The sequence below is a fragment of the Butyricicoccus porcorum genome, assembly GCF_051246315.1.
GTDB classification, from domain to species: Bacteria; Bacillota; Clostridia; order Oscillospirales; family Butyricicoccaceae; genus Butyricicoccus_A; species Butyricicoccus_A porcorum.
Window position 1 is genome coordinate 177,263 of sequence record NZ_CP178353.1, and the last position, 24,412, is coordinate 201,674.

Below are 24,412 nucleotides of genomic sequence, written 5' to 3' on the forward strand. Positions count from 1 at the left end.
TTATTCCTCCACTACAACGGTCAGGTATGCGTGTCCGATGTTCCCTTCCGTATTCTGTGCCGAATAGGTCACAACATAGGTTCCGGGCTGCGCCGGATTGACGGTGGATTCCACGTTAATGTACGATGTCTTGACAGAGCTCTTTTTCTCATCGATATAGCTCTCCGGGTCAAAAGCTGCACCTTTTTTGAGATAGACCAGCGATTCAGTCAGAGTAATCGTCGGCGCACCGATCGACGGATCGGTTACGGCGACCGGCAGCTTCAGCTCTGAAACATCGCCATGGCTGTTGGAAACCTGAACCGTGACATCATACAGCCCCGCAACAGCCGAATTGACCGTACTGGAAAGAATCAGGATGCGGTTTGAAATATCCCCGTCAAACACATCCTCTGCACTGAGCTTGTCCAGAATCTGAACCTCGCCGCCCATGCGAACCTCCAGCGGATCGCTGACGGAAAACTTCGGCGGTTTGTAATCGGTATAGGTAACCTTTCTGGTATAGGTGCCGAGCTGCTCCTGCGAGTCAAACACGGCATAAGAAATATTGCATGTGCTGTCATCGACAAAATTGGAGATGTTGGTCACCAGAATGCCGTCGGTCAGATCCCCATCCTCAGCATCCGTCGCACGCAGTCCCGCGCAAAGCTGTTCATCCGTCGCATCGATTGGCACAGAAATAGTATCCTGCTCTGCCTCGATGACAGGCAGCTGATCCTTGGTCTCCAGAAAATCACGGATCGTAAACACAGAAAAAACAGCAACACTGCATACGAACAGCGCCAAAACTGCAATTTTAATTTGTTTCACAGGCTCCCCCTCACTTTATTCTATCATTTCACATGTAATTATAAGTAGTTTTCCCCTGTTCGTCAAGCATTCGCGCTGTTTTGGAACAGCTGGGGCACAAATGCCGCATATATATTGCACAATCTGTCAAAATCTGTTACACTTTTTTGCAGAAATGATCCGGGCAGCATCGAAACGTTCTCGGTTTCCTGCTGCCCGAAACCGGCAGGAGTTTACTATGAAGCATATTATCTTTTTCGACCTTGACGGCACGCTGACCGATTCCGGCGAGGGAATTACAAACTGCGTCATCCATGCATTGCAAAAGCAGGACTGGCCCATTCCAGACAGTGACAGTCTGCGCCGTTTCATCGGCCCCCCGCTGATCGACAGCTTTCAGGGCATTGCTGGCATGAATGCGGCACAGGCTGCACAGGCGGTAACGGATTACCGCGCGCGTTATTCCACTGTCGGCCTGTTTGAAAACCGCGCCTATGACGGCATTGTCGACACGCTCGCCGCGCTCAAAGCCGCTGGAAAACGGCTGTTCCTGGTGACAAGCAAGCCGGAGGACTATTCCATTCGCATCGCGGAGCGCTTTGGACTTGCGCCATATCTGGAGGAAATTTGCGGCGCAACACTCGACGGACGCATCAATACCAAAGATGCCGTTGTGCGGCTGGCGCTCGAGCGAGCCGGACAGCCTGACCCGGCAGATATCGAGATGGTCGGCGACCGTCTGCACGACGTCGAGGGCGCACGCAAATACGGCATTGACTGCACCTATGTGCTGTATGGCTTCGGTACACGCGAGGAGGCCGAAGCCCATCACGCCGCACACATCGTCGCCACAGTGGATGAGCTGCGGGAGCATCTGCTCGCGCTGTAAAAGTCGGTTCGCCAGGGCGTATCTGCGTTTCGGTTGAAACAGGTTTTCTTTACCGTGGGGTTCCTTTGTGATATAATAAATTGTGATATAATAAAACAGTAAAATCACTTCACAGATTTTAAAACCTGGACAATGATGGAAACCATCGTCGGTACCACCGGTTTTGTTGTCGCACTGATTGTTTCATTCTTCGCATAAGCAACTGCAAACAGATAAACAAAGACGCCCGTTCGATTCCGGCCATCCGCGCCGGAAATCGAACGGGCAATTTTTATGCCGCAATGAGCCACAATTGTGAAGCGTTTATCCTTCGATAAACTTCATCTGTTCCACATCAAACAGGCCGCGCGGTGTAATGCGCAGCGATGGGATAACCGGCAGCGCAAGGAAAGACAGCAGAATGAGCGGAGAAACATCCGCCGGAACGCCCATCTCATGTGCCTTTGCAATCATAGCGGACAGCTCCGCCTGCACCGTATCAAAGCCCGCGTCGCTCATCAGACCCATGATGGGCAATGCGACTGTGTGCAGAATTTTTCCATGAGATACCAGTGTATAGCCGCCGCCGATGTCGCGCAGGTGCTGTGCGGCGAGCAGCATATCCGCATCGTTGTCGCCGATGACGGACAGGTTATGACTGTCATGGGCTACCGTGGATGCCATTGCGCCGCCATGCAGACCGAAGCCTGCGACCGCACCAACGCCGACCTTTCCCGTATTGTGATGGCGTTCGACCACTGCAATTTTGCTGAATTCACCCTGCGGAACGAACAAACCGTTTTGCTGCGGCAGGGCGCAGCATTCGTTTTCCGTCACGAGCTGGCCGGCGGCAATACGGATGACATGGCTGGTCTCTCCAACCGGGAGTTCCAGTTGCTCCGGACGTACCGGCTGACAATGCACTGTGCGGCGCAGTGGGCTGTCCTGCGGCAGCTTCGGCTGTGCACGGAAGTCGGAAACATCTTGTCCCCTGTGATAAACCGCATGAATGTGAACCGTTTCCAAATCATCCAACACGACAAAATCCGCCTGCATGCCGGGCGCAATGGCGCCGAGCTGATGATGCAGCCCATAGTGCCGCGCTGTATTGATGGTCGCCATGCGGATGGCATCGACCGGCGCAAGCCCACAGGCAATCGCCTTGCGCACACAGTGGTCAATATGCCCTTCCTGCCGAATGTCCTCGATGTGCTTGTCATCCGTGCAGAATGAAAAGCCGTCTGTCAACTGGTGCTCCTGCACGATGCCGCGCACAATCGCCTCCAGATTGCGCGCCGCACTGCCCTCACGCACATGGATGTGCATGCCGAGACGGCGCTTTTCCAGAACTTCCTCCGGCGTCGAACACTCATGGTCGTTGGTAATGCCGGCGAGCACATACGCATTGAGCTCATTCCCGGTCAGCATCGGCGCATGCCCGTCCTTCGGTTTTCCGTCGAACAGTGCGAGTTTTTCCGCCATCGCGGGTGCAGCGTTGACCGTGGACACATAGTCCATCACTTCGCCCAGACCGAGCACACGCGGGTTATCCAGATAGTTTCGCATCTCGTTTGCGTCAAACGTACAGCCGTTGTCCTCAAACGGCAATGCGGGCACACAAGACGGCATCATGACATATACATTCGCCGGGACATCCGCAGTCTCGTTCAAGATATAATCAATGCCGTCTGCGCCGCTCACATTCGCCGCCTCATGCGGGTCGACAATGTAGGTCGTCGTGCCGCATCTGACTGCCTGTTCGACCAGCTCCGCCGGTGTTACCATCGTGGATTCGAGATGAATATGCCCATCGATCAGACCCGGACACAGGTATTTCCCCGCCAGGTCAATCTCAGTCTCTCCCACATACTGGTCTCCAACCCCCACAATTGTGCCGTCTGTGACCGCGACAGAGGTCTCAAGCACCTCCCCGGTGAATACATTCACCACGTTTCCCCCACGGAATACGAGTTCCGCCGGAATTTCGCCGCGTGCCGCCTTTGCCAGATCATTAAACTGCTGAAAATTCATGACAGCTCCTCCACTTCAACTGTTGATTCGCCAGCGCTTTACTCCCGCATAAGAATACGCCGCTGGCCGCACAGTGCCTTTGCTATTGTTACCTAGTATACCGCATTTCTGTTCCATTTCCCAGTCTTTTGTGCTATGATATGCTGACAGAGCAAACAAATCCGGGCATATCCGAAGGAGGGGTTCCATGATGCTCGAACACTGTACCCTGTGCCCGCGCCGGTGCGGGGCAAACCGCGCGGCCGGACAAACCGGCTTCTGCGGCGCGGATGACACTATCCGCATCGGGCTGGCCAGCCTGCATCGCTGGGAGGAGCCGTGCCTGTCGGGCACGCGCGGCGCGGGCACCGTCTTTTTCTGCCACTGCCCGCTCGGCTGTGTCTACTGTCAGAACCATGACATTTCCGGTCAAGAGGCAGCAGCAAACGGCATATTAACCGATTGTTCCGGTCTGGCAGACACATTTTTATCATTACAGGCGCGCGGCGCGCATAACATTGATCTCGTGACGCCGACGCACTACGCCGTCCATCTCGCAGAAGCCATCCCGCTCGCCCGCGCGCGCGGACTGACCATCCCGGTTATTTACAACTGCGGCGGTTATGAACGTGTGGAAACATTGCGCATGCTGGACGGACTGATTGACATTTACCTGCCCGACCTCAAATATTACAGCTCTTATTATGCTGCGCGCTATTCGCATGCACCGGATTATTTCGATATCGCCTGTGCCGCAATCGGGGAAATGATACGCCAGACCGGTGCGCCGCAGTTTGATGCTGACGGCATGATGACGCACGGCACCATCATCCGCCATCTCATGCTGCCCGGTCTGGGCGGCGACACGGCGCAGATCCTTCGCTCGATTTCATCCAACTGGGGCGGACAGGTGCTGGTCAGCCTGATGCGGCAGTTTACGCCGTGCACCAACCTGTCCGGCTATCCGGAGCTCACGCGCCGCATCACTGACGAAGAATATGCCGATGCCTGCGAACAGATGGCGCTGCTCGCTCTGGAAGGCTGGACTCAGGACGCGGAATCGGTCAGCGAGAGCTTTATTCCGCATTTTGACGGCAGCGGCGTCTGCCGCGCCTGATTGCTTCCTCTCGAGCTGACACAAATCGTACAAGCAAAAAACAGCGGGATGGACAAACCATGCGGTTTCCCATCTCGCTGTTCTCTTGTTCTGTTATATCAGAGAGGCTTCACCATACGGAAAGCCGTCACGAAGCTTTAGAGCTGCGGACCTGCTGCAACCAGAGCCTTGCCAGCCTCGTTGCCTTCGTACTTGGAGAAGTTCTTGATGAATCTGCCAGCCAGATCCTTTGCCTTTGCATCCCACTCGGAAGCGTCTGCATAGGTATCACGCGGATCCAGGATTGCCGGATCTACGCCCGGAAGCTCGGTCGGAACTTCAAAGTTGAAGTACGGAATGGTCTTGGTCGGAGCGTTCTTGATGTCGCCGTTCAGGATTGCGTCGATGATGCCGCGGGTATCCTTGATGGAGATGCGCTTGCCGGTGCCGTTCCAGCCGGTGTTAACCAGGTAAGCCTTTGCGCCGCTCTTTTCCATCTTCTTAACCAGCTCTTCTGCGTACTTGGTCGGATGCAGTTCCAGGAATGCCTGACCAAAGCAAGCGGAGAAGGTCGGGGTCGGCTCCGTGATGCCGCGCTCGGTACCAGCCAGCTTTGCAGTAAAGCCAGACAGGAAGTAGTACTGCGTCTGCTCCGGTGTCAGGATAGAAACCGGCGGCAGTACGCCGAATGCGTCAGCAGACAGGAAGATCACGTTCTTTGCTGCCGGTGCAGAGGATACCGGACGTACAATCTTTTCGATATGGTCGATCGGATAGGATACACGGGTGTTCTCGGTTACACTCTTATCAGCGAAATCAATCTTGCCTTCTGCATCAACGGTTACGTTCTCCAGCAGAGCGTTGCGCTTGATTGCGTTGTAGATATCCGGCTCGGAGTCCTTATCCAGGTTGATAACCTTTGCATAGCAGCCGCCCTCGAAGTTGAATACGCCGTTGTCGTCCCAGCCGTGCTCGTCATCGCCGATCAGCAGACGCTTCGGATCGGTGGACAGGGTGGTCTTACCGGTGCCGGACAGGCCGAAGAAGATTGCGGTGTTCTCGCCGTTCATATCGGTGTTTGCAGAGCAGTGCATGGAAGCGATGCCCTTCAGCGGCAGGTAGTAGTTCATCATAGAGAACATACCCTTCTTCATCTCGCCGCCGTACCAGGTGTTGATGATAACCTGCTCACGGCTGGTGATGTTGAAGGCTACGCAGGTCTCGGAATTCAGACCCAGCTCCTTATAGTTCTCAACCTTTGCCTTGGAAGCGTTGTAAACAACAAAGTCCGGGGTGAAGTCCTTCAGTTCTTCCTCCGTCGGGCGGATGAACATGTTCTTTACGAAGTGTGCCTGCCAAGCTACCTCAACGATGAAACGGATTGCCATGCGGGTATCCTTGTTTGCGCCGCAGAATGCATCCACAACAAACAGTCTCTTGTTGCACAGCTCCTTGACAGCGATGTCCTTAACCGTCTGCCAAACTTCCTCGCTCATCGGATGGTTGTCGTTCTTATACTCGTCAGAGGTCCACCAAACGGTGTCCTTGGAGTTTTCATCCATGACGATGTACTTGTCCTTCGGGGAACGACCAGTGTAGATACCAGTCATTACGTTTACAGCGTCCAGCTCCGTGTTCTGGCCAACTTCAAAGCCTTCCAGACCTTCCTTGGTTTCCTCTTCAAAGAGCATCTCATAGGAAGGGTTGTAAACGATTTCGGTTGTACCGGTGATGCCATATTTGTTTAAATCAATTGCTGTCATCTTACGTCTAACCTCATTTCTAATTGGTACGATTGGATTAAAAAACCTTAGCTTTTATGTTATCCAACCGACAAACAAAAGTCAATATTAAAAACATCTCAAATTCTACTGAAAACGACGAAAGAATCGGCAATTATTACAATTCACACATTTTTTCTTTTCATATAACTATAAATATGGTATACTAATGAGGTATATCCTTCTATATTCTGACACAAAAATTCGGCTGTCCTGCACGGACAGCCGTCTGCTTTTTACAGATAACAGGGCCTTTTGGTTGCCTGAACAATTTGTATTTGAACCGGGCGCTATCTGAAAACCAAGAAAATGACAAATCTTTCGCAAAGGTGAGACTGGTTCAAGGCAAAAGCACGCTGGAATCCTTTCGCATTTCCAGTGTTTTTAACAAAGAAGCTGTCCGCACTTATAGAAATAGTCAAAATTTTCGACTGTTCAGATACGCCCTATTTGTCGAACCTTTTGGGATCATTGCACAACGGATTGTTCCCTCCCGTTTGCATTCTTTCGCGCACTTTGTTACAATAAGGGTAATCGATTCCGACATGGAGGGATGCAACATGCAATATATTTTTACCGGTTCTTATACCGACCCGGATGGAAAAGACGGGGTACGCTGCTTTGCAGCTTCTCCGGACGGCAAACTCACCCAGCTCTGCACGGCAGATGCTTACAGTCCAACCTATGTGCTGTATCACAACGGCCTGCTGTATACGAGCGGACGCGCCGAGACCGGCTGCTGTGTCCGTACCTTTGCCTTTGACGGGCACAGCCTGACGCCGCTGCACCGCATCGACTCGCCCGGCGGCTCGACCTGCCATGTGTCGGTCGTAGGCCGCACGCTGTATGCCTGCAATTATTTTGCGGGCGAGCTGCTGCGCTGTCCGCTGCATGCAGACGGCATTCCGACCGGAGAGGTGGAACGCATTCTGTACACCGGCGGCGGCCCGCATCCGCGGCAGGACAGGCCGCACATCCATTCGGCATTCCCGTCACCGGACAACCGATTCCTGCTCGTCTGTGACCTGGGCAGTGACCGCATTTACAGCTACTGCATTGAAAATGACGGCAAACTGCTGCCGAATCCGGCGCAGACAGAACTGATTGCCCCGGCAGGCTCCGGCCCGCGCCATCTGACCTATAACAAGGCAGGCACGCGTGTCTATGTCATCACTGAGCTGTCCGCACAGATTCTGGTCTATGCCCGCGACCCGGAGACTGGCGTGCTGACCGAACTGCAAATTACCGACTGTGTACCCGCAGTGCGCCCGGATGACACACTGTCCGCAGACATCCATCTGTCGGCTGACGAACACTACCTGTATGCGTCCAGCCGCGGCATCGATTATATGGCACTGTACCATGTGCGGGATGACGGTCTCCTGTCGGAGCCGTTTTATCTGCCGGTGTTTACCTCCGGCCCACGGCATTTTTCGTTCCAGCCGGGCGGCACACACATTGTCATCACAGGGCAATATACCAATACCATCGCCGTGTGTCCGGTCGACCGACGTTCCGGCCTCTATGTCGCGCCGGTCTGCGAGGTGACGGTCCCGCAGGCGACCTGCGCGCAATGGGTAGAGGTCTGACCATGCGGCTTTCTGGTGCACTGTACCTGACAGATGTGCAATCCGTTGCAATCTGCGGCGCAGGCGGCAAGACAACGCTGCTGTATGCGCTGGCGGAGGAAGCGCGGCGGGGCAATCAGCGCGTGCTCGTCACGACGAGCACACACATCCTCCAGCCGGAGGACACCGATGTTCTTCACTTTTTTCACACGGAGCAGGTAGAGAATCCTGCATCCATCTGCCTGCCCGGGCAGATTGCTGTCATTGGCACGCCCTGCGGGCAAAAAAAAATCACCGGTATTGCGCCGATGAACGTGGATGCCGCCATGCAGGCCGCCGATGTGTTTTTGTATGAAGCGGACGGTGCCAAACGCCTGCCGGTCAAGTGCCACAACGCAACCGAACCGGTGGTGTGGTTCGGCACAGATTCGGTCATCGGCGTGCTCGGTCTGTCTGCACTCGGCAAACCGGCACAGGACATCTGCCACCGCTGGCAGCTCGACCCGCTGTTTGCTGCCCTGCCGGACAAGCCGCTCGACACAGATGATTTCGTGCGTCTTGCGCTTGAATGCCGCCAGGCGGCAGGCTATCCGCACCACTTTACCGTCTGTTTGAACCAGTGTGATACGGATGCGCTGCGGGATGCAGCAAGAGAAATTTCAGCCGGTCTCGCCATTCACGGGATCCGCTGTGCGGCAACCTGTTTCCTCGGCACTCAGCCGGAGATCACCGCGCTGTAATCGGTCTGTGTATCGATATCGCGCCATGCATGCCCATCCGGGAAGTCCACCCATACAACATCATCCAAATGCTGCTGATATATGCCCTTTCCGCCCTTGTCGGCGGAGAGGGCTTTGCACTGTCCAAAATACCGTGCCGGGAAAATGCACGGGGATTTTGGCGCGCCGTCCACCCGTGGGACGGCGATTTTATTTTGCCCACATGCCGTTTCTACCAGATTACGCAGAAGATCCGCAGTCAGAAATGGCTGATCCGCGGTGAGGAAAGCACAGAAATCTGTATTCTCCGGCAAGGCGCGCGTGCCCGCCGCGACGGAGGTACCCATGCCATGCGCCGCGCGTAGATTTTCCACAGCCTGTGCACCGTTTTGTGCAGCAAATGCCGCGATATCCGGCTGATTGGTCACAACAATGACGGTGGAAAACAGCCCGCAGGTACACGCGAGAGAAATCACATGCTGATACATCGGCACGCCCGCAATATTCAGTTTGAGCTTATCCGCATGCTGCATGCGGCGGCTGAAGCCCGCCGCCAGAATGACCGCTGCTGTGTTCATGAAATGCCTCCCGCCTGTGAAAAATACTCTTTGTTTACTTTGTCTAAATCTTTCGATAATGCATCTGGATATAACAAGCATCATACCGGTATCATTATATCGTAGGTATGGGGCGGTTTCAACGGTGTTCGGCTAAAACACCTCACACAGAAAGAAAAAATCACCGCCACAATCTGCCATATCAGGCAGGCTGCGACGGTAATTGAGCTGTATATCATCCTTTTTCGGACGATTTTGAATTTTCTGTTAACTGTATTGTAGCACCTTGGCTTCTTTCAAGTATTCCAGAAAATTCTCTTTTGTTTCTTCTGGCGTGAGCTTATCCAATCTATCTATATGCAAAAGCCCGAATAAATCAATTTCTATAGATTGATTCCGCTGTAGCACGTATAAGCAGGATTGGAATAGACATAAACCGTTTTTCCGGTGCTGTTCTGATAAGTTAGGAATGCGCGGAATACATAGATCGTGGAACTGCTCTTAGGTGTCATACTGTAGCTGTATGTTCCTGCGCTGCCGATACTCCTGATGCTGACTTTCGTCCGTCCAGCTGTATTGACATTTAGGGATTTTGTTCCCAACGCGGTTTTTGTCATGTAGACAAATCCCTGACCAGTAATCGTGTAATAGTCATCCCGATTCTCATAATCTGCTGCAGTTCCAGTCAGGCGGATTTTCCCATTGTTTTGGGAAACGCCGAGTGTCACCAACGGTGCTGACAGGATCTTGACGGCGATTGTCTCTGTTTTTGTAGCTCCGCAGACTGTACAGGTATAGGTTCTGATCCCCTCTTCGTCCGCAGTAGCTTCCTTCGTCACAACACCGCCGTCCCAACTGTGACCAATGGCAGGAACAATTTCCTGTGCTTTGAGTGTCTCGCCACAGACTGCGCAATGTGTTCCCTCCGTCAGACCGGTTTTCTCACAGGTTGCAGTCACAGCAGCATCCGTCACAACAGCGTGTCCCAGAGCCTCCGTTTCATCACTGATATAGCTATCTCCGCACAGGGAACAGGTGTACGTAGTATATCCGCTCTCTGTGCAGGTCGGTTCCGTGACGGCTGCAACATATTCATGTGAACATTCCGCTCCGCCTGCATCGATATATCTTGTCTCCTCTATACCGTATGCATTTGTAAAATCCTCATCCATAATTAGATAATGGATACCTGTAGTAGAATACGGAGCTTCCAGACTGTCAAAGTCTAACGTTCCCTTCAGAAAATATTGATAGGAATACGTACCTGCGGCCACTTCGTCGCTGAACTCAGCGTCCCAGGTAGAATCCGCGTAATACCACTTGCTGTCGATTTGCGCGATATTCCACGCATGGTTTTCGTAATAATTTGCCGTGTCCTCCGATGCTGCACCGCCATAACCGGTCGCGATACGGACACTCATATCAAGCTCTCTCAATAGCCTGTAAAACAAGGAAGCATATCCCTGACAGACAGCTGTTCCGTTAAGCAGAGCCGCATAGGTCGAATATTTCAGCGTGTAGGTGCTGTCATCCAGATGTTCGTTATCATAGGTGACATGACTGCAAATATAGTCATACACCAAATACGTCTTCTCATAATCAGAGGCGCTCTCCTCAAAGGTGAGAGTTTCTTCCAAAAGCGCATCCACCGTTTTCGTCACCGCAGTCTCCTGCTCTGCGGTCGTAAAATAGGTCGGCGTAAAGACAATCGTATAGTAACGATATTTTCCCTCACCGTCCGCTGCAATAGATGCTTTGTAGCCGGTTCCGCCATAGTTGTAACGGAGATAATCTCCTTCATTGGCGTTTCCTGTCTCCGCAAGCGCTGCCGGGATAATACGATTGATACACAAATCCTTAAAATAATCGGAGCTGTATATATCACCATAATAATAAACCGTGATTGTCTCCTCACGCGCGACCATACCCGCACGCAGAACGGCTCCCGCATCTTCCACAGTATCGACATATACGACACTTTCTTCATCCTCTGCAAATGTACTGATTCCGGATCTTCCGAAACTTTCCGGGTTTTCAACGTCATCCGGAACCGGAATATCGTCCTTGTCAATGACATCGATATAAGCGGGATTGATATAGACGGCAGCATCCGTTTCAAAAGCGGCTGTTCCATCATTTTGATTCCCAGTTTCAGTCACTGTACCTAACGGTACAAAATAATGCCCATTTCCCGATGCGGCCAGTGCTTCAATTGGTACAATAGCAGACAACATCAGAATTGCTGTCAGAAGTGATAGTATCCTTTTCTTTATTTGGCGCACTTTTTCCCTCTTCCTCTCAACTATTCGGACATATCTTTACAGTTGCCTGCTTCCCTGTCAGGAAAATAAATCAAATTCCGACAGGGAAGCGGCAATATTTTTCCGCCGACGCTCTTTATTTTGCTAAGCCCGTATAACTTGTATAAATCGGAGCAGAGTAAACATAGACAGTCTTTCCACTGCTGTTCGTATAAGTCAAGTACGCACGGAACACATACGTCGTAGAGCTACTCTTAGGTGTCATGCTGTAGCTGTACGTTCCTGCACTTCCCATGCTCTTGATACTGACTTTCGTTCGTCCAGCTGTATTGACATTCAGGGATTTTGTGCCCAATGCCGTTTTAGTCATATAAACAAAGCCCTGACCGGTAATCGTGTAATAATCATCCCGATTCTCATAATCTGCTACGGCTCCGGTCAGCCGGATCTTTCCGTTATTCTGCGAAGCGGAGAGGGTCACACCGGGAACCTTAAGAACCTTGACTTCTTCCAGTTTAGGGATCGCCCCAGTCTTAGTTTCACCGCAACTGGTGCAGGTGTAGGTCTTGATGCCCTCTTCTGTTTCAGTCGCTTCCTTGGTTACCACGCCTTCATCCCAGCTATGACCCTTTGCGGCAATCGTACTGCCGGCCTTAACTGTCTCGCCGCATACCGTGCAGACTGTATCGCCTGTGTAGCCTTCCTCCGTGCAGGTTGCTTCTTTCGCATTCCGCACTTCAGTTTTGTGGCCAGTGGCAGGGATTGTCTCGCCGCTGCTGATCTTTTTGTCACAGTCTGTGCAATACGTATCGCCCGTATAACCGTCCTCCGTGCAGGTTGCATCCTTCGCATTCTGCACCTCAGTATTTGCATGGTCGCAGACTTCCTTGTCGGTCAACGTCACTTCATATGTTTTGACATCGTTTCCGTCCTCGGAAACCGTCAGGATGCGGACAATATGATCCTGCGCAGGCAGAATGGTAATACCTGCATTGACATCGCTGGATGCCGTAACCTGAGAGCCTGCTGCTTCATACGACAGCGTATCCGCGATGAAATCAACCGCCGTTCCATCTACAGAAATGCCGGACAGCGCCGCCGAGCTGTTATATTCCAGCTTGCCCGCATAGGTCATGACCTCTGCTTCCGTCAGGCCGACGCAATGCCCGGACTTTTCTGTAAATGTCACACGCAGTGCAACCGGATTGATGACCCGATTAAACACATATTCCGTCTTCGTAAAGCCTGCGGTCGGTGTAACATCCTCATAACCGATTTCCGTGAAATCGGTTCCGTTCAGAGAATAGGCAAACGTCACTTCACTCGGAAGCAAAGCAGAATAGTTATCGGTGAAATAATACAGATTGACGCTGCTGATTAACTGGGCAGTTGCCCACGTAAAGGTGATGGACGCTGTATCAGAGGTATTCCGGTTATTGTAATTGGTCCAACGCGCGTTCGTATCAGACGAATTGTTTGTCACACCGTCTATAATCGAGCTGAGATTGTCCGATGTATAGCAATCCAAATAAATAGTGCACTCTCTTGACAAAGGTATTATGATTAAATCAAGAGGTGATTATTATGTTGCACAACGAAGCCAGAAAATTGTTGATTGAAGCATGGAATAGAACGCATAATGCAAAAGAAGTAGCAGAATGTTTTGGTGTAAATACAAGCACAGTCTACCGTTTGGTAAAGCGGATGAGAGAGACCGGTTCTGTTGAAACGAGGACTTCCCTGCGTGGACGCAAACCTTCTCTGAGCCGGAAAGATATTCAGAATATTGACTGTTTGATCCAGCAACAGCCGGATATTACAATTAATGAGATTATTGATACACTCCAACTCCATGTAAGTGATGAAACGGTACGTAAAACAATTTTGAAGCTTGGATATGTCTATAAAAAGAAGTCTCTGCATGCTTCGGAACAGGAGCGTCCCCGATGTACAGCAAAAACGGAAAAATTGGGAGCAGCTTATACCGGAGAACGCCGCAAACAGCCTGGTATTTCTTGATGAAAGCGGAGTCAACACAAATATGACAAGGCATTATGCCCGTGCCCGGAAAGAAAGACGAGCAATTGACAGCACTCCTGTCAATACGCCGGCCAATACTACTATTTTGTCTTCTGTCCGCATTACCGGAGAGACTGCATATACAATCTATCAAGGTGGAACGACAGCAGAACGTTTTGCGGAATATCTGAGCTCTACTCTTCTGCCAACGCTGTCTGAAACAGATATCATTGTAATGGATAATATGCGTTCTCATCATGCAAAGATTGTAAAAGAGCTATTGGATAGGGCCGGCGTCCGGTATCTGTATCTGCCGCCATACAGTCCCGATCTGAATCCAATTGAGAAGATGTGGTCAAAACTCAAGGCCAATCTCAGAAAGCAGAAGATACGTATTGCAGCACAACTTCCTGAGGCAATTAAGCGGGCATTTTCTACTATTCGCCAATCCGATTGCTTTGGTTGGTTTCGTTCATGTGGCTATGTGCAGTAATTCGTTGGATTGCTATAGAAGCACAATCCTCTGACAAAGACGCCGAAGATGCAACATTGGTGCTCTCTGTGTTTACCGCTTCCGCAACACGTACCGACGCTGTAACCGGGAGCGTTGTGTCGCCAATCACGGTTGCAGTACCGTTAACTGTAATGATATCGCCGACATTTGCAAACTCGTCAGCTGTCATAGTATCCCAGGTCACAGCAAACTCACCGCTGAGCGTGCCGTCTGCCAGTACGCCGCTGACCTTATCCGGCAGCGTCGGGATTGCATTGACCATTGTGGCCGTGGAAATATTGCGCATCGCAATGACATCGGCAATCACATGAAGCTTTGCCGTGACATGGATGGGGTCCATGCCTTCAAATACAAGTGTGCCCTGAATTGTATAGTCTCCGGCTGTGGTATATGTTGTTTCCGGAATGTCTTCCCAAGCAATCGTACCGGTTACCGTAGTTCCATTCGCCATGGTTCCGGTCGCTGCCGTCCGAAGCTCCGGCTTTGTGCCTTCAGATACCGTGTAATTGCGCACCATGGTATAACTGACAAGTCCGTCCTGTGCGGTTCCCTCGCTGACCGGATTGGTCGTCACAGTCACGCTGTCGCCAGTCAATCCATCGGATGTCACGTTCACAGTGAAGCTGCCCGCATCCGTTGTCGAACGCACGATGACCAGAGCTTTACCGGCGTAGGCGGCAATCTGAGCAGAAGTGGCGGAGGTCAGAACAGAAGACTGCTGATACTTGTCTGTGGTCGCCTGATCGCCATTGTCCACGCCAACAATTTCACCGTTGCCAGTCAAGGAGAAATTGATGGTATTGGTTGCCGTCGTATCCAGATTGTCATTGGCATCCGTGACATCGACAGAAATATATGCGAGGCTGCTACCGTCCGCCTGAATCTCAGTCTTGTTGGTCTGTACCTTCAGCTTGCTGACCGTATCCGGCGTGGAAACCGAAGCATTGCCGCTGGTCGCGGTGATCTCGTTCCCGTTTTCGTCATATGCCTTCGCGGAAATTGTACCTACTTCATATGCAACATTGAATGTCGCATACAAACTGGTAGAATTCGAGCCGCTTACAGCTGTACAAACACTGGAGTTGTTGCTGGTGGTTGTATAGGTATAATACTTGTGCCCCGCAGAGGTCGTGTTGACCGTGCGCGTGGCCGTACCAATCAGCGTACCGTTGCGGTACAGCTCAACCTTCGGTGCATTGGAATAAATAACAACCGGGGTCTTGTTGCTGCTGGTCAACATATTGTCACTATCCCATGCCGTCACCAGATGCAGGGTTGTGTCATCCTGCTTCCATTGGCTACGGTACAGGTAATAGGTGTCCTTTTCAAAACCGGCGGTATCGACAATACCAAAATAGCTGCTGTTTGGAATGGCACCTGAACCTGAAACCGAGCCGCTGCCGGTTCCATTCCATGGGGTCGGCTCACCAATATAATCCCAGCCTGTCCAGACGAACTCACCCGCGACACAGTCATTCTGATAGGTATTATAGATGGAATCATGAGCCGTGATACCCCAGCTAACTGCGGAGGTATCATAAGAGGTCAGATGATATTTGCCGTCCGCGTTACTGGCATTCGACTGCGAAGTATAAATGCCGCGGCTATTGACCGCAGACGAAGTCTCCGAAGCAATAATACAGCCGGTGTTTCCACCGTAGTTCTTTGCCAAGTTGGAAAGAGTGCTGGCGGAATTGGCGTAGTTAAAGCCAGCAATGCCGTCCTCATTTATAATGGTTTGAATAACACTAACTAGAGTGCTGTTGCCGCCGCGGGTATTGTCACCGATGGTGGTCGGGCGTGTTGTATCCTCTTCCTGAATCCAGTCAATCAGGTTCTGTGCAACTGTCGGATAAGAGGAATCCGCAGAAGCGCCTTCCTGAATCTCGTTGCCAATCGACCACAGGATAATCGACGGGTCATTGCGGTCACGGCTGACCATCGACTTGACCGCGTACTCTGCCCAGGTCATCGAACTGTCACCGCCAAGAATGGCGTTTGAACTGCTCAGGTTGGTGTTGAAATACTTGCCGAAGTCATTGCTGTTTCCATTTTTAGAAATACTCCAGCCGTCGAACGCTTCCTCCATGACCAGCAGGCCGAGCTCATTGCAAATATCAATGAAATCCTCATCTGCCGGATTGTGGCTGGTGCGGATGGCATTGACACCCATGTCCTTCATCTTGGCAAGCTGACGGTACATGGCGTCATATGCTGCCGCAGAGCCTAATGCACCCTGGTCATGATGCATGCACACGCCGTTGAGCTTCACATTCTTTCCATTCAAGTGAAATCCGGTACTGTCAAAGCTGAAATATCGGAAGCCGAAGTCCGTATCATACGTATCGACCACAGAACCATCGACCAAGAGTTCTGTGCGTACATAATACAGATTCGGTGCGTCGGTCGTCCACAGCTTCGGATCGTTGACGATAGGCTCACTCGTCGCTGTTGCGGTTTCTCCTGCGTTCACGGTCACGCTCGTTTCATCAGAATTCGAGGCTGTTGTGCCATCAGAGGCATAGACAGTATTGCGTATCGTGACTGTTTTACCTTCATCGCTGTCGTTTTTCACGGTAACTTCCGTGCTGACTGTACCGGTTCCGTTTTCGATATCCGGAGTTGTGACCTTGGTGCCATATCGCTCCACGTGCACCGGATCGGTGGCGATCAGTGTCACATCACGGTAAATACCGCTGCCGGAATACCAGCGGCTGGACCGAATATTGCTGACCGCCTTGACAGCGATGACATTTTCCGTCTGTCCGTCACAGGTGACAAAGTCGCTGATATCAAAGGCAAATGAGGTATAACCATAATGGTTTTCTCCCATCAGAGTGCCATTGACATAGATATAAGCATCCGAATAGACACCGTCAAAATTAAGCATCAGGGTCTGACCGGCGCAGCTTTCCGGCAGAGTAAAGCTCTTCCGATACCAGCCTGTACCACCGGGCAGAAAACCACTTTCCGCTTCACCGCTGGTGGTATAGCTCTGGCTGATGCTGAAATCATGCGGAAGGGTGACAGACTTCCAACTTGAGTCGTCAAAGTTGACATTCTGTGCGGTAGAAGATGTACCCAAATAGAACTTCCAGCCATCATTAAAGCTGCTTTCCCGGCTGGTCGTACCGAAGGAGACAATCACTGTCTGTTCCGCACCAGCCACTGTACCTGTGTCGTCCACAGCAAAAGCCGTCAAGCAATTGCTCGAGAGAAGCATTGTGGCAGACAGGGTCGCCGCAAGCAGTCTCTTTAAAGGGGTTTTTTTCATGTCCTGCCTCTTTTCTATTGTTTTATTCAAGCACACAGCCTATCGGCTGTGCAGTTGTCGGTTCTGTGGACATTGCCAGTCCCCCATCTGGCAGCATATCCATAAATTGTTTGTAATATTCTGCGGCATATCTGGCCTTCTCGCACAGATAAACCGGCCTTTCTGAAAATCCACCAGTCTCATTATAGACCATTGCCGCACAGACATAACACAGATGTTGATTGACACAGTTTCCACAATAGGAACTGTATCTGGCGTTATTAGTCCAGTCGACGATCTGCTGCCAAGCATCCGCAAAGGATGTATCTTTTAAGCTGATCTTCGGATAATCCATCATGCCGCAGCCGCTCAGGTTTCCCTGCCAGTCAACCCAATAGCTGCACCGTCCGGATAGGCAGTGCATCTTCTGCTCGGGCTTTTTCGCAGCTTCAGCGAGCAGTTCCGGTGTCAACTCCTGATAGTTTGCGGCATTGGCTGCCAGCCTGCGAAACTGCTCCGGCGGAAGCTGATACCAATCAGAAAGCACTTGGTAATAGGCGCATTCTTTTGGAGTCAACCGCGACGCAAACTCCGCTCCATGCCCGATCCTGCGGGCAGGTGGGAACATATAAGTTGCTACTCGAAGCCCCAGCCCATAACTACTGGCAAAATCCAGTATTTTCTTCAAATCCCCCGCATTCTCTGGCATCAAGGAGCAATTGAACTTGAACCGGATGCCATTCTGCACCAGCAGATCTACACCCCGGCGAACCTTGTCCAGCCCATTGGGATCCCCACAGAGACGTTCATAGGTCTCATTGCTGCCTCCGTAGAGCGTAATATTGATTCGAGAAGGCGGCATCTCCCGAAGCCATGCCACAGTTTCCTCAGTAATGCAACTGCCGTTGGAATTGATGCTGATCTCCATGCCCATCTGGTACATCGCCTGATATAATTCCCGGATCCGGGGATACAAAAATGTCTCGCCGCCTGTCAGCAAAGGGGAGAGCATTCCAGCATCCCGTGCCTGTTCAGCTACCTTCAGCCAAAATTCCAACGGCTGAAGCCCGCCCAGTTCACAAACCTCTCTGGCAGATTTGCGCACATAACACATTTTACATTGAAAATTACAGATCGGGGTCAGCTCAAAGGCACCGGTAATTGGTACTCTTTTCTTTGCGGACAGCCCGAATAGCTTGTCACGAATCGCTGACAACCGCTATCACCTCATCTTTCTCCAATTGCTTTCTGAGACAAGTTACCGCGTCCTGATCCGGCGTGCAGATAAGCTGATAGACCGGATAAACCGCCAGCAGATCGAGCCAGAGCTGCTGAATGGTCATTCGTTCCTCCGTATCCCGGAAATCCATCGCGGTCTGTTCCGTCAGGCATTTTAATGCCTGACGAACCGGAAGACGCCGGATATGATTTTCCGCTCCCTGGCAGAGAACAACGATTGCCCCAAGTGGAAGCCATTTCCTGCTATAAATTGGGCTGCTTCCATCCACCGGATAACCATAGGAGCTGAAATCATTTCCCTGCTTGCGCAGGATGGTACGGTCGTTGCTCACAATCTCCGCCTTCTCAAAGCGGTTCCAGAGCTTGGCCTGAGTTGTTTTTCCTGTCCCGCTGGGAGCGGTAAACAGAATCGCTTTGTCGCAAACGGCAATCCTGCTCGAATGAAGCAGCATCGCCTGAAAATGAGCCAGCATCTGCCGCATGGGAAGAAGCTGTAGCACCTTATCCGCTGTTTGGACAACATCAGGAAATGCGCCTTCATTCAAATACAGCTCTATCCGGGAAAAATCCGGAGCATAAACAGTCAAAGATACCGCACCATCCTGTCCTGCTTTTGCTTTTTTATAACAGAGACTGCCGTCCTGGTAATATTGGAAGATCCCGTCATCCCCGCAAGGGTTGTTCGGCGTCGCAGGAAGTACCTCTGCGGCGATGACATCAATCCAAACATCGGGCAGACAGGCTTCGCATCGGAAAGCTGCGGTTCCGTCCAGAAATCCAAGCGGAACATCCGAGCGCAGTCCAATCCGAACATCTCCCACAGAAAGGTACAGAATTTCCTTCATTTGCATCGTTTTTCTTTCCTCGGAAAAGAGGGGCTGGCTGCTTTTGGTGCATCCAGCCCCCCTCTCTCAAATCATCAGGATGTAAATACCGTGCTGCCGCCCGCGCTCAGATAGCAGGAGCAGCTCTCAAAAAAGAAGTTCATATTTGCGGGAGATTCCGCATCAAACGTTTCTTCACCAAAATAACTGCACGCTGTGTAATACTTGCCGTTGTACTCATGATCTTCCGGCCCAAGATCTACAATCGTTCCACAGCCGGTGGCGATTGCTGTATCCAGCGCATACTCTTCGAACTCAATCGTCGGCTTTTCATAATTCGCCTTCATATTAATCACTTCCATTCTTACTGCGCCGTAGCGGTGTAATGCTCGCTGGCAACACCGTCTGCATTGTAGGCTACGATATCCCACGTCGTACCAGCTTCCACCTTTTTATAAGACAGTGTGAAGCGGAGCTTACCGGAAACATTCTTGCCGGTGACCTTGACGCCATCGATGGTCACATAGTTGACATCTTTGGAGGTCACGACGTTAACCGTCGCTCTCTTGGATTTGCTTGCGTAGGAGCAACTAACCGTAATGCTGGCAGGCGTAAAGATCGGAGTCTCCTCTTCCGCTGTCATGCTCTCCGCATAGGTTCTGCTGACCAGGTAGAGCGTCTGCGCCTCTTCTTCGTTGCCAGTCTCAATATCTTCATTCTCTTTATTAAGATTCTCACTGTAGGCCAGGTTAAACTCATCCATACCAGTGACCTTGATATTGGTGAGTGCGGTCAAACCGCTGACTCCTTCAATCTTCACATAGCCCACCACAGTGCCATCGTCCAGCGTCTCCGACTCCACACAGTCGCTGATGTCATAGTAGCAGTCGGCACTGTTGTTGATCTCAAAGTCTTTGCCTCCGATGGTAACCTGAGCAGACTTTCCATTGGGTGCCTTCATGCCCAGGTAGAGTTTGTAGTTCTTGGAATCCCAGTTCACCAGAGCGAAGCTGCCGCTGTAGCTTTCTTTCAGATACAGCTCCTGATTGGGGCCGATATCGGTGTAATCAGCCACATCCACGATGACACCATTCACATCGGTCAGAGTGAAAATGTCATTCGCATACTCCCCCTCCGTATCGGCAGCAATCTTATCCCGGATATTGACCACGGCAACGTTCTGCTCACCGTCAGCGGCATAAGCGCTGTTGGCTGTCTCGTAGCCGTAGCCATCGGCAGGATCATCGCCCATGGGCTGGAAAACCCGGATACCGTCCAGATAGAACTCGTTGTTGACATCATGCAGGGTGCCGGACTTGTAAACATAGATGGTCACCTTGTAGGTGTCATAGCCACTTTCCAGCCCAGTGTTCTGGTAAATGGGGATATTATACAGGGTGGTATCGAGAATCTGTTCGGTCCCACCGTCAGGAACAGTCACATAGTTAATCGTGTCGATATACTGCTTGTCAACTTCTTCGCCTGCGCTGTTCGTCACCGTCACCCGGATATATCCGGTCACATTAGACACACGGCCATAGATGGTGGTACCGGTGCCGGTGAAGGTGTAGGAATACTGGGCCGCGCCGTTGGTGGTATCTGCCTTCAGGCTGGTGCCGTAGCTGTCACCCAGGTTGTCCATGTACACGGCATCCGCGCCGTAGGTGCTATCGTTCGGATCGCCCACATAACCGGTTTCCTGATAGCCGGTCAGGCTGATGCCTTCCGTGGTGAATGTTGCGTTTTTGGTCTTGGTTGTCACCAGCTCGTTGCCCTCAGAGCCGAAGTGCTCCTCGTAGTAGACGGAGGTGGCGGGGATGATCTTGATTTTGCCTGTCGCAGGCTCAGAGTCCTCAACTTCTTCGTTAGTGCTGTGTGCCACGGCAGTATAGATCAGTTCTTCGATTCCATCCAGCCTCTTTTCCAAGGTGTATGTAATCGTTCCGTCTTTATTCAACACAGCCGTGCCATAGCTGCCACCCTCTACTTTGGTGATCTCGAAAGAATCACCGCGGCGGGTATCGTTGGAGAGCAGCTTCTCCGTGCTGATAGAGATCGGCAGACCATAGTCCACAACAATCATATCATCCGCAGGCTGAATGCTGGGATTGGGCAGAGTTGCGTTCAGATAGTTGGTGCAGGTAATGGCAATGGTGTCCGCCGCGGTATCGGAGCCAACTGCAGTCAGCTTCATGCTGGTGAATTCACTCGCGTCCTCAGCAGTTACACCGCCGGAAATATTGGTGGTATAGCTGTATTCCGGCGTGGTATAGGCGTTCGTGTCCAGAGTATCTTCTACAACATACAGCTGTGTGCCTTTTGTTTCAGAAGAAATTTCGCCAAGGAATTTCGCGGTCTGGCCGTTTTTCAGCGTGAAATGGCCGTTTGCGTCGGTGGAAGCAGTGGTCTGCTTCTCCACCCCGTCTTCCGTGTAGGTGAGATAGTAGGTCTTGTTGGGAACAGGATTGTCGTCCCGATACAGAGTGAAGCCAAAGTCAACGCCGTTGATATTGGCCTGCTCCGCTTCGGTCAGAGGAGAAGTAGCGCCGCTCGGCGTCTTGGACTGGGTAATATTCTTTGTAACGGAAAGGCTGTCCCGCTGGGGCAGGTTGAACTTGATCAGGCAGTTGGTACGGCCCTGGCCACGATCCATATAGTAGATGGTCAGGTTGTGGTTGCCCTGGGCTGCAAAACCAGTGAGAGTAGTGCCGAGGGCTTCATACAGGTTGGTCTGACTCAGGGTTTCATTCAAATTTGCATATTCGGACATATCTTTATCGGCCGCCTTGTCGCCAACTTTACCGTAGGAAGAGGACAGGGTAACATCGCCGGTGGCGAAGTTGATTTTGCCGTTGATGGCGTCATGCGTGCCGCCAATGTCCAGCGCCAGCACTCCATCAATATAAACCCAAACATCATCGTCGCCGGAGAACTCAAAGACGATGTCATTGCCTTTGGCATCCTTGCCGGTGTCGGTCATCTGGAAGGTGACATCCGTGACCAAGCCGAAGCCATAGGTCGGGTCGCAAGTATAGGCGCTGGTATTTGCATTGTCCGCATTCACCTTCCTAGCGCTTTTGACCGCTCGTTCGGTTTTTGTGTTACTGGAAAGGCTGCTAAAGGGCTGGAAGCCAGTCACATCATAGGATCCAATAGTGCTGTTACGGTAGGCGGCGGGCTTATCCGCAATCAGCATGGTGCTGTCGGAAGCACCCGTGCCGTTTGCAAAATACACGGCATTGTCATCACTGCTCAGGGTATAATAGCCGGTCTCCGGGTCATAGACGAAGGGAACCTGAACGTTGGTGTAAACGCTGGTATAGTCAGTGTTGCTCCCATCCGTGGCAAACAGGTTCGCAGCGTTCACCTCATCGCTGAACGGAACGTTGCTGCTCTCGCTGAGCTTGCTGGCGGCCAGGCCGGAGTAGATGTAGTAGTTTTGCGTGTGAATATTATTATCCCTTTTTGAATCCCACTTGCTGAATGACGGGACATAGGTACGGTCGGGCTTACCATCAGCGGTATCCGTAAAATAGAAGCCCTTGCCCTCGTAGCTAGTGGTATTGGACAGGCTCAGATATTTTTTATTGCTGTATTTCGTATTATCTCCTCGTAAGCTGACGATGTAGTACTGGTTTCCACTGACGAGATCATCCACTGTCACATCGGAGAGTTCTCCGCCCTCATCCGCCTGTGCGAGTTTGAATGCGCTGCCATCATCTCCGGTGCCATCTTGTGTCCAGCCGCCAAGGCCATTGGCATCGTAGTAGTTCAGGTATTTGTTTGTGGCCGTGCTGTTGTACAGTCCAATCGTCACAATCTCTTCGTTATTGTATGTACCATCGGTCAGCGTCAAAATTGTTTCCGTATTGGTGAGTTTTGCGTCCGCCGAACGATTGCCGCTCCAGGACAGATACTTCCCATTGTACATGATCGTGTAGGATATGCTTCAATCGGGGTAAACAACATCGTCACGTTCCCGCCGCACACCATGCCGAGGTGCGATGCCTCGCCGCCGCCCAGCTCATATTCCTGCAACTCCGGCACGCCGCCGAACAGGTCGCGCGCGCGTTGCTGCGCGGCGTGCTCGACAGAGCCGCCGCCAATGGTACCGTAACAGTTTCCATCCTCCGCGACCAACATGCGTGCACCTGCGCCGCGCGGCGCAGAGCCTTCGCGCCGGACAATCGTCACCATCACCATGCGCCCCGGATGGTACAGCAGCTGCTGCATGATGTCAGCGGAAAGCAAACTCACTTCACGCATGGAGTTCACTTCAATCAACTCCGCTGCAATGCTGACCGCGATTTCCTCCGGTGTATGTGCGCCGATTTTCAGCCCAATCGGACTGTGTACGGTATCCAATTGCTGTTGGGTATAGCCCAACGCGCGCATGCGCTGCATAGCAGAAGCAACCTTTGTCTTACTGCCGATCATGCCGCAATAAGCAAACGGCACCTGCAAAATACGTGCCAGACAGGCTGCATCATCCTTGTGTCCACGCGTGACGATGACATAGCTCGCATCCGCAGGGAGATGGGCAAGCGCCTGTGCAAACGGCTGACACAGCACACGCTCCGCCTCCGGAAACCGCTCCTGCGCCGCAAATTCGGGGCGGTCATCAATAACCGTCACAGCATAGCCGAGCATATGTCCAAGCGCACAGACCGGTTTGGAAATATGCCCGCCTCCACAGATGACCAGCTCTCTGCGGCTGGAAATGCGCTCACAAAATACCCCGGAGGCAATCGACGGAAACCGCTCCGGCTGCGGCCCACGTGCCCAGTCCGGGAACTCCCCTTCTGTTTCTGCGACCGCCATTTCTCCCATATGCGCGCCTGTGAGCGCCGTGCGCACATACAGACTGCCGCCATCCATGAGTTTCTGTGCAAGCTCCCGCATGTCCATGCCTTA

General features: G+C 51.9%; 18 protein-coding genes. 6 read left to right on the forward strand and 12 right to left on the reverse strand.

Annotated features, from left to right (window positions below; translation table 11 throughout):
• Positions 1 to 810 (reverse strand): immunoglobulin-like domain-containing protein, encoded by an 810-nt coding sequence (locus ACLM7Z_RS00820; protein WP_087020940.1) that lies wholly within the window; start codon positions 808 to 810, stop codon positions 1 to 3.
• A 217-nt stretch (positions 811 to 1,027) separates the two neighbouring features.
• On the opposite strand from ACLM7Z_RS00820, the gene ACLM7Z_RS00825 reads away from it, so the two are divergent.
• The gene (locus ACLM7Z_RS00825; protein ID WP_165761138.1) at positions 1,028 to 1,678 is read left to right on the forward strand and encodes an HAD hydrolase-like protein; all 651 of its coding nucleotides are present in this window, start codon (positions 1,028 to 1,030) and stop codon (positions 1,676 to 1,678) included.
• A 303-nt stretch (positions 1,679 to 1,981) separates the two neighbouring features.
• On the opposite strand, the gene ade is transcribed toward ACLM7Z_RS00825, so the two are convergent.
• On the reverse strand, positions 1,982 to 3,688 hold the full coding sequence (ade, locus tag ACLM7Z_RS00830; protein ID WP_087020949.1) for an adenine deaminase: 1,707 nt from the start codon (positions 3,686 to 3,688) through the stop codon (positions 1,982 to 1,984).
• Positions 3,689 to 3,875: 187 nt separating this feature from the next.
• On the opposite strand from ade, the gene ACLM7Z_RS00835 reads away from it, so the two are divergent.
• Positions 3,876 to 4,784: a radical SAM protein gene (locus tag ACLM7Z_RS00835; protein WP_087020952.1), complete on the forward strand. Its 909-nt coding sequence runs from the start codon at positions 3,876 to 3,878 to the stop codon at positions 4,782 to 4,784.
• Positions 4,785 to 4,921: 137 nt separating this feature from the next.
• Here ACLM7Z_RS00835 and pckA read toward each other — a convergent pair whose 3' ends face one another.
• On the reverse strand, positions 4,922 to 6,526 hold the full coding sequence (pckA, locus tag ACLM7Z_RS00840) for a phosphoenolpyruvate carboxykinase (ATP) (RefSeq protein WP_087020955.1): 1,605 nt from the start codon (positions 6,524 to 6,526) through the stop codon (positions 4,922 to 4,924).
• Positions 6,527 to 7,104: 578 nt separating this feature from the next.
• Between pckA and ACLM7Z_RS00845 the strand changes: the two genes are divergently transcribed.
• Complete coding sequence (locus tag ACLM7Z_RS00845) at positions 7,105 to 8,133, forward strand: lactonase family protein (protein ID WP_165761139.1); 1,029 nt, start codon at positions 7,105 to 7,107, stop codon at positions 8,131 to 8,133.
• Positions 8,118 to 8,852 carry a selenium cofactor biosynthesis protein YqeC gene (gene yqeC, locus ACLM7Z_RS00850; RefSeq protein WP_087020961.1) on the forward strand — a complete coding sequence of 245 codons (735 nt, stop codon included), beginning with the start codon at positions 8,118 to 8,120 and terminating at the stop codon, positions 8,850 to 8,852. Before ACLM7Z_RS00845 ends, yqeC begins: the two co-directional genes overlap by 16 nt.
• Here the strand turns inward: yqeC and ACLM7Z_RS00855 are convergent.
• The 3 genes from ACLM7Z_RS00855 to ACLM7Z_RS00865 form a co-directional block, all read right to left on the reverse strand.
• Positions 8,828 to 9,409, reverse strand: coding sequence for a nucleotidyltransferase family protein (locus tag ACLM7Z_RS00855; protein WP_165761140.1), 582 nt, complete (start codon positions 9,407 to 9,409; stop codon positions 8,828 to 8,830). The two genes, yqeC and ACLM7Z_RS00855, sit on opposite strands and share 25 nt — an antisense overlap.
• Positions 9,410 to 9,771: 362 nt before the next feature.
• Positions 9,772 to 11,619 (reverse strand): transglutaminase domain-containing protein, encoded by a 1,848-nt coding sequence (locus tag ACLM7Z_RS00860; protein ID WP_435645461.1) that lies wholly within the window; start codon positions 11,617 to 11,619, stop codon positions 9,772 to 9,774.
• 166 nt (positions 11,620 to 11,785) lie between these two features.
• The gene (locus ACLM7Z_RS00865) at positions 11,786 to 13,177 is read right to left on the reverse strand and encodes a hypothetical protein (RefSeq protein WP_435645462.1); all 1,392 of its coding nucleotides are present in this window, start codon (positions 13,175 to 13,177) and stop codon (positions 11,786 to 11,788) included.
• A gap of 56 nt (positions 13,178 to 13,233) precedes the next feature.
• Here ACLM7Z_RS00865 and ACLM7Z_RS00870 point away from each other — a divergent pair, with 56 nt between their 5' ends.
• Both ACLM7Z_RS00870 and ACLM7Z_RS00875 read left to right on the forward strand, forming a co-directional pair.
• Entirely contained in the window at positions 13,234 to 13,668 is a 435-nt protein-coding gene (locus ACLM7Z_RS00870; RefSeq protein ID WP_087018087.1) for a helix-turn-helix domain-containing protein, read from the forward strand.
• Complete coding sequence (locus ACLM7Z_RS00875) at positions 13,571 to 14,161, forward strand: IS630 family transposase (protein ID WP_435645463.1); 591 nt, start codon at positions 13,571 to 13,573, stop codon at positions 14,159 to 14,161. The genes ACLM7Z_RS00870 and ACLM7Z_RS00875 overlap by 98 nt, the downstream gene beginning before the upstream one ends.
• On the opposite strand, the gene ACLM7Z_RS00880 is transcribed toward ACLM7Z_RS00875, so the two are convergent.
• The 6 genes from ACLM7Z_RS00880 to ACLM7Z_RS00905 form a co-directional block, all read right to left on the reverse strand.
• Positions 14,106 to 17,456, reverse strand: coding sequence for a glycoside hydrolase family 2 TIM barrel-domain containing protein (locus ACLM7Z_RS00880; protein ID WP_435645464.1), 3,351 nt, complete (start codon positions 17,454 to 17,456; stop codon positions 14,106 to 14,108). The genes ACLM7Z_RS00875 and ACLM7Z_RS00880 overlap by 56 nt on opposite strands.
• Before the next feature lie 22 nt (positions 17,457 to 17,478).
• Positions 17,479 to 18,651, reverse strand: a complete 1,173-nt coding sequence (locus ACLM7Z_RS00885; protein ID WP_087020973.1) for a radical SAM protein — start codon at positions 18,649 to 18,651, stop codon at positions 17,479 to 17,481.
• Positions 18,635 to 19,525, reverse strand: a complete 891-nt coding sequence (locus ACLM7Z_RS00890; protein WP_435645465.1) for a hypothetical protein — start codon at positions 19,523 to 19,525, stop codon at positions 18,635 to 18,637. Before ACLM7Z_RS00890 ends, ACLM7Z_RS00885 begins: the two co-directional genes overlap by 17 nt.
• Before the next feature lie 68 nt (positions 19,526 to 19,593).
• A complete protein-coding gene (locus ACLM7Z_RS00895) occupies positions 19,594 to 19,860 on the reverse strand; it encodes a hypothetical protein (RefSeq protein WP_435645466.1) in 267 nt (88 codons plus the stop codon).
• A gap of 2 nt (positions 19,861 to 19,862) precedes the next feature.
• Positions 19,863 to 23,429, reverse strand: a complete 3,567-nt coding sequence (locus ACLM7Z_RS00900; protein ID WP_435645467.1) for an Ig-like domain-containing protein — start codon at positions 23,427 to 23,429, stop codon at positions 19,863 to 19,865.
• The gene (locus tag ACLM7Z_RS00905; protein WP_435645468.1) at positions 23,351 to 24,406 is read right to left on the reverse strand and encodes an XdhC family protein; all 1,056 of its coding nucleotides are present in this window, start codon (positions 24,404 to 24,406) and stop codon (positions 23,351 to 23,353) included. Before ACLM7Z_RS00905 ends, ACLM7Z_RS00900 begins: the two co-directional genes overlap by 79 nt.
• Between the last annotated feature and the right edge of the window lie 6 nt (positions 24,407 to 24,412).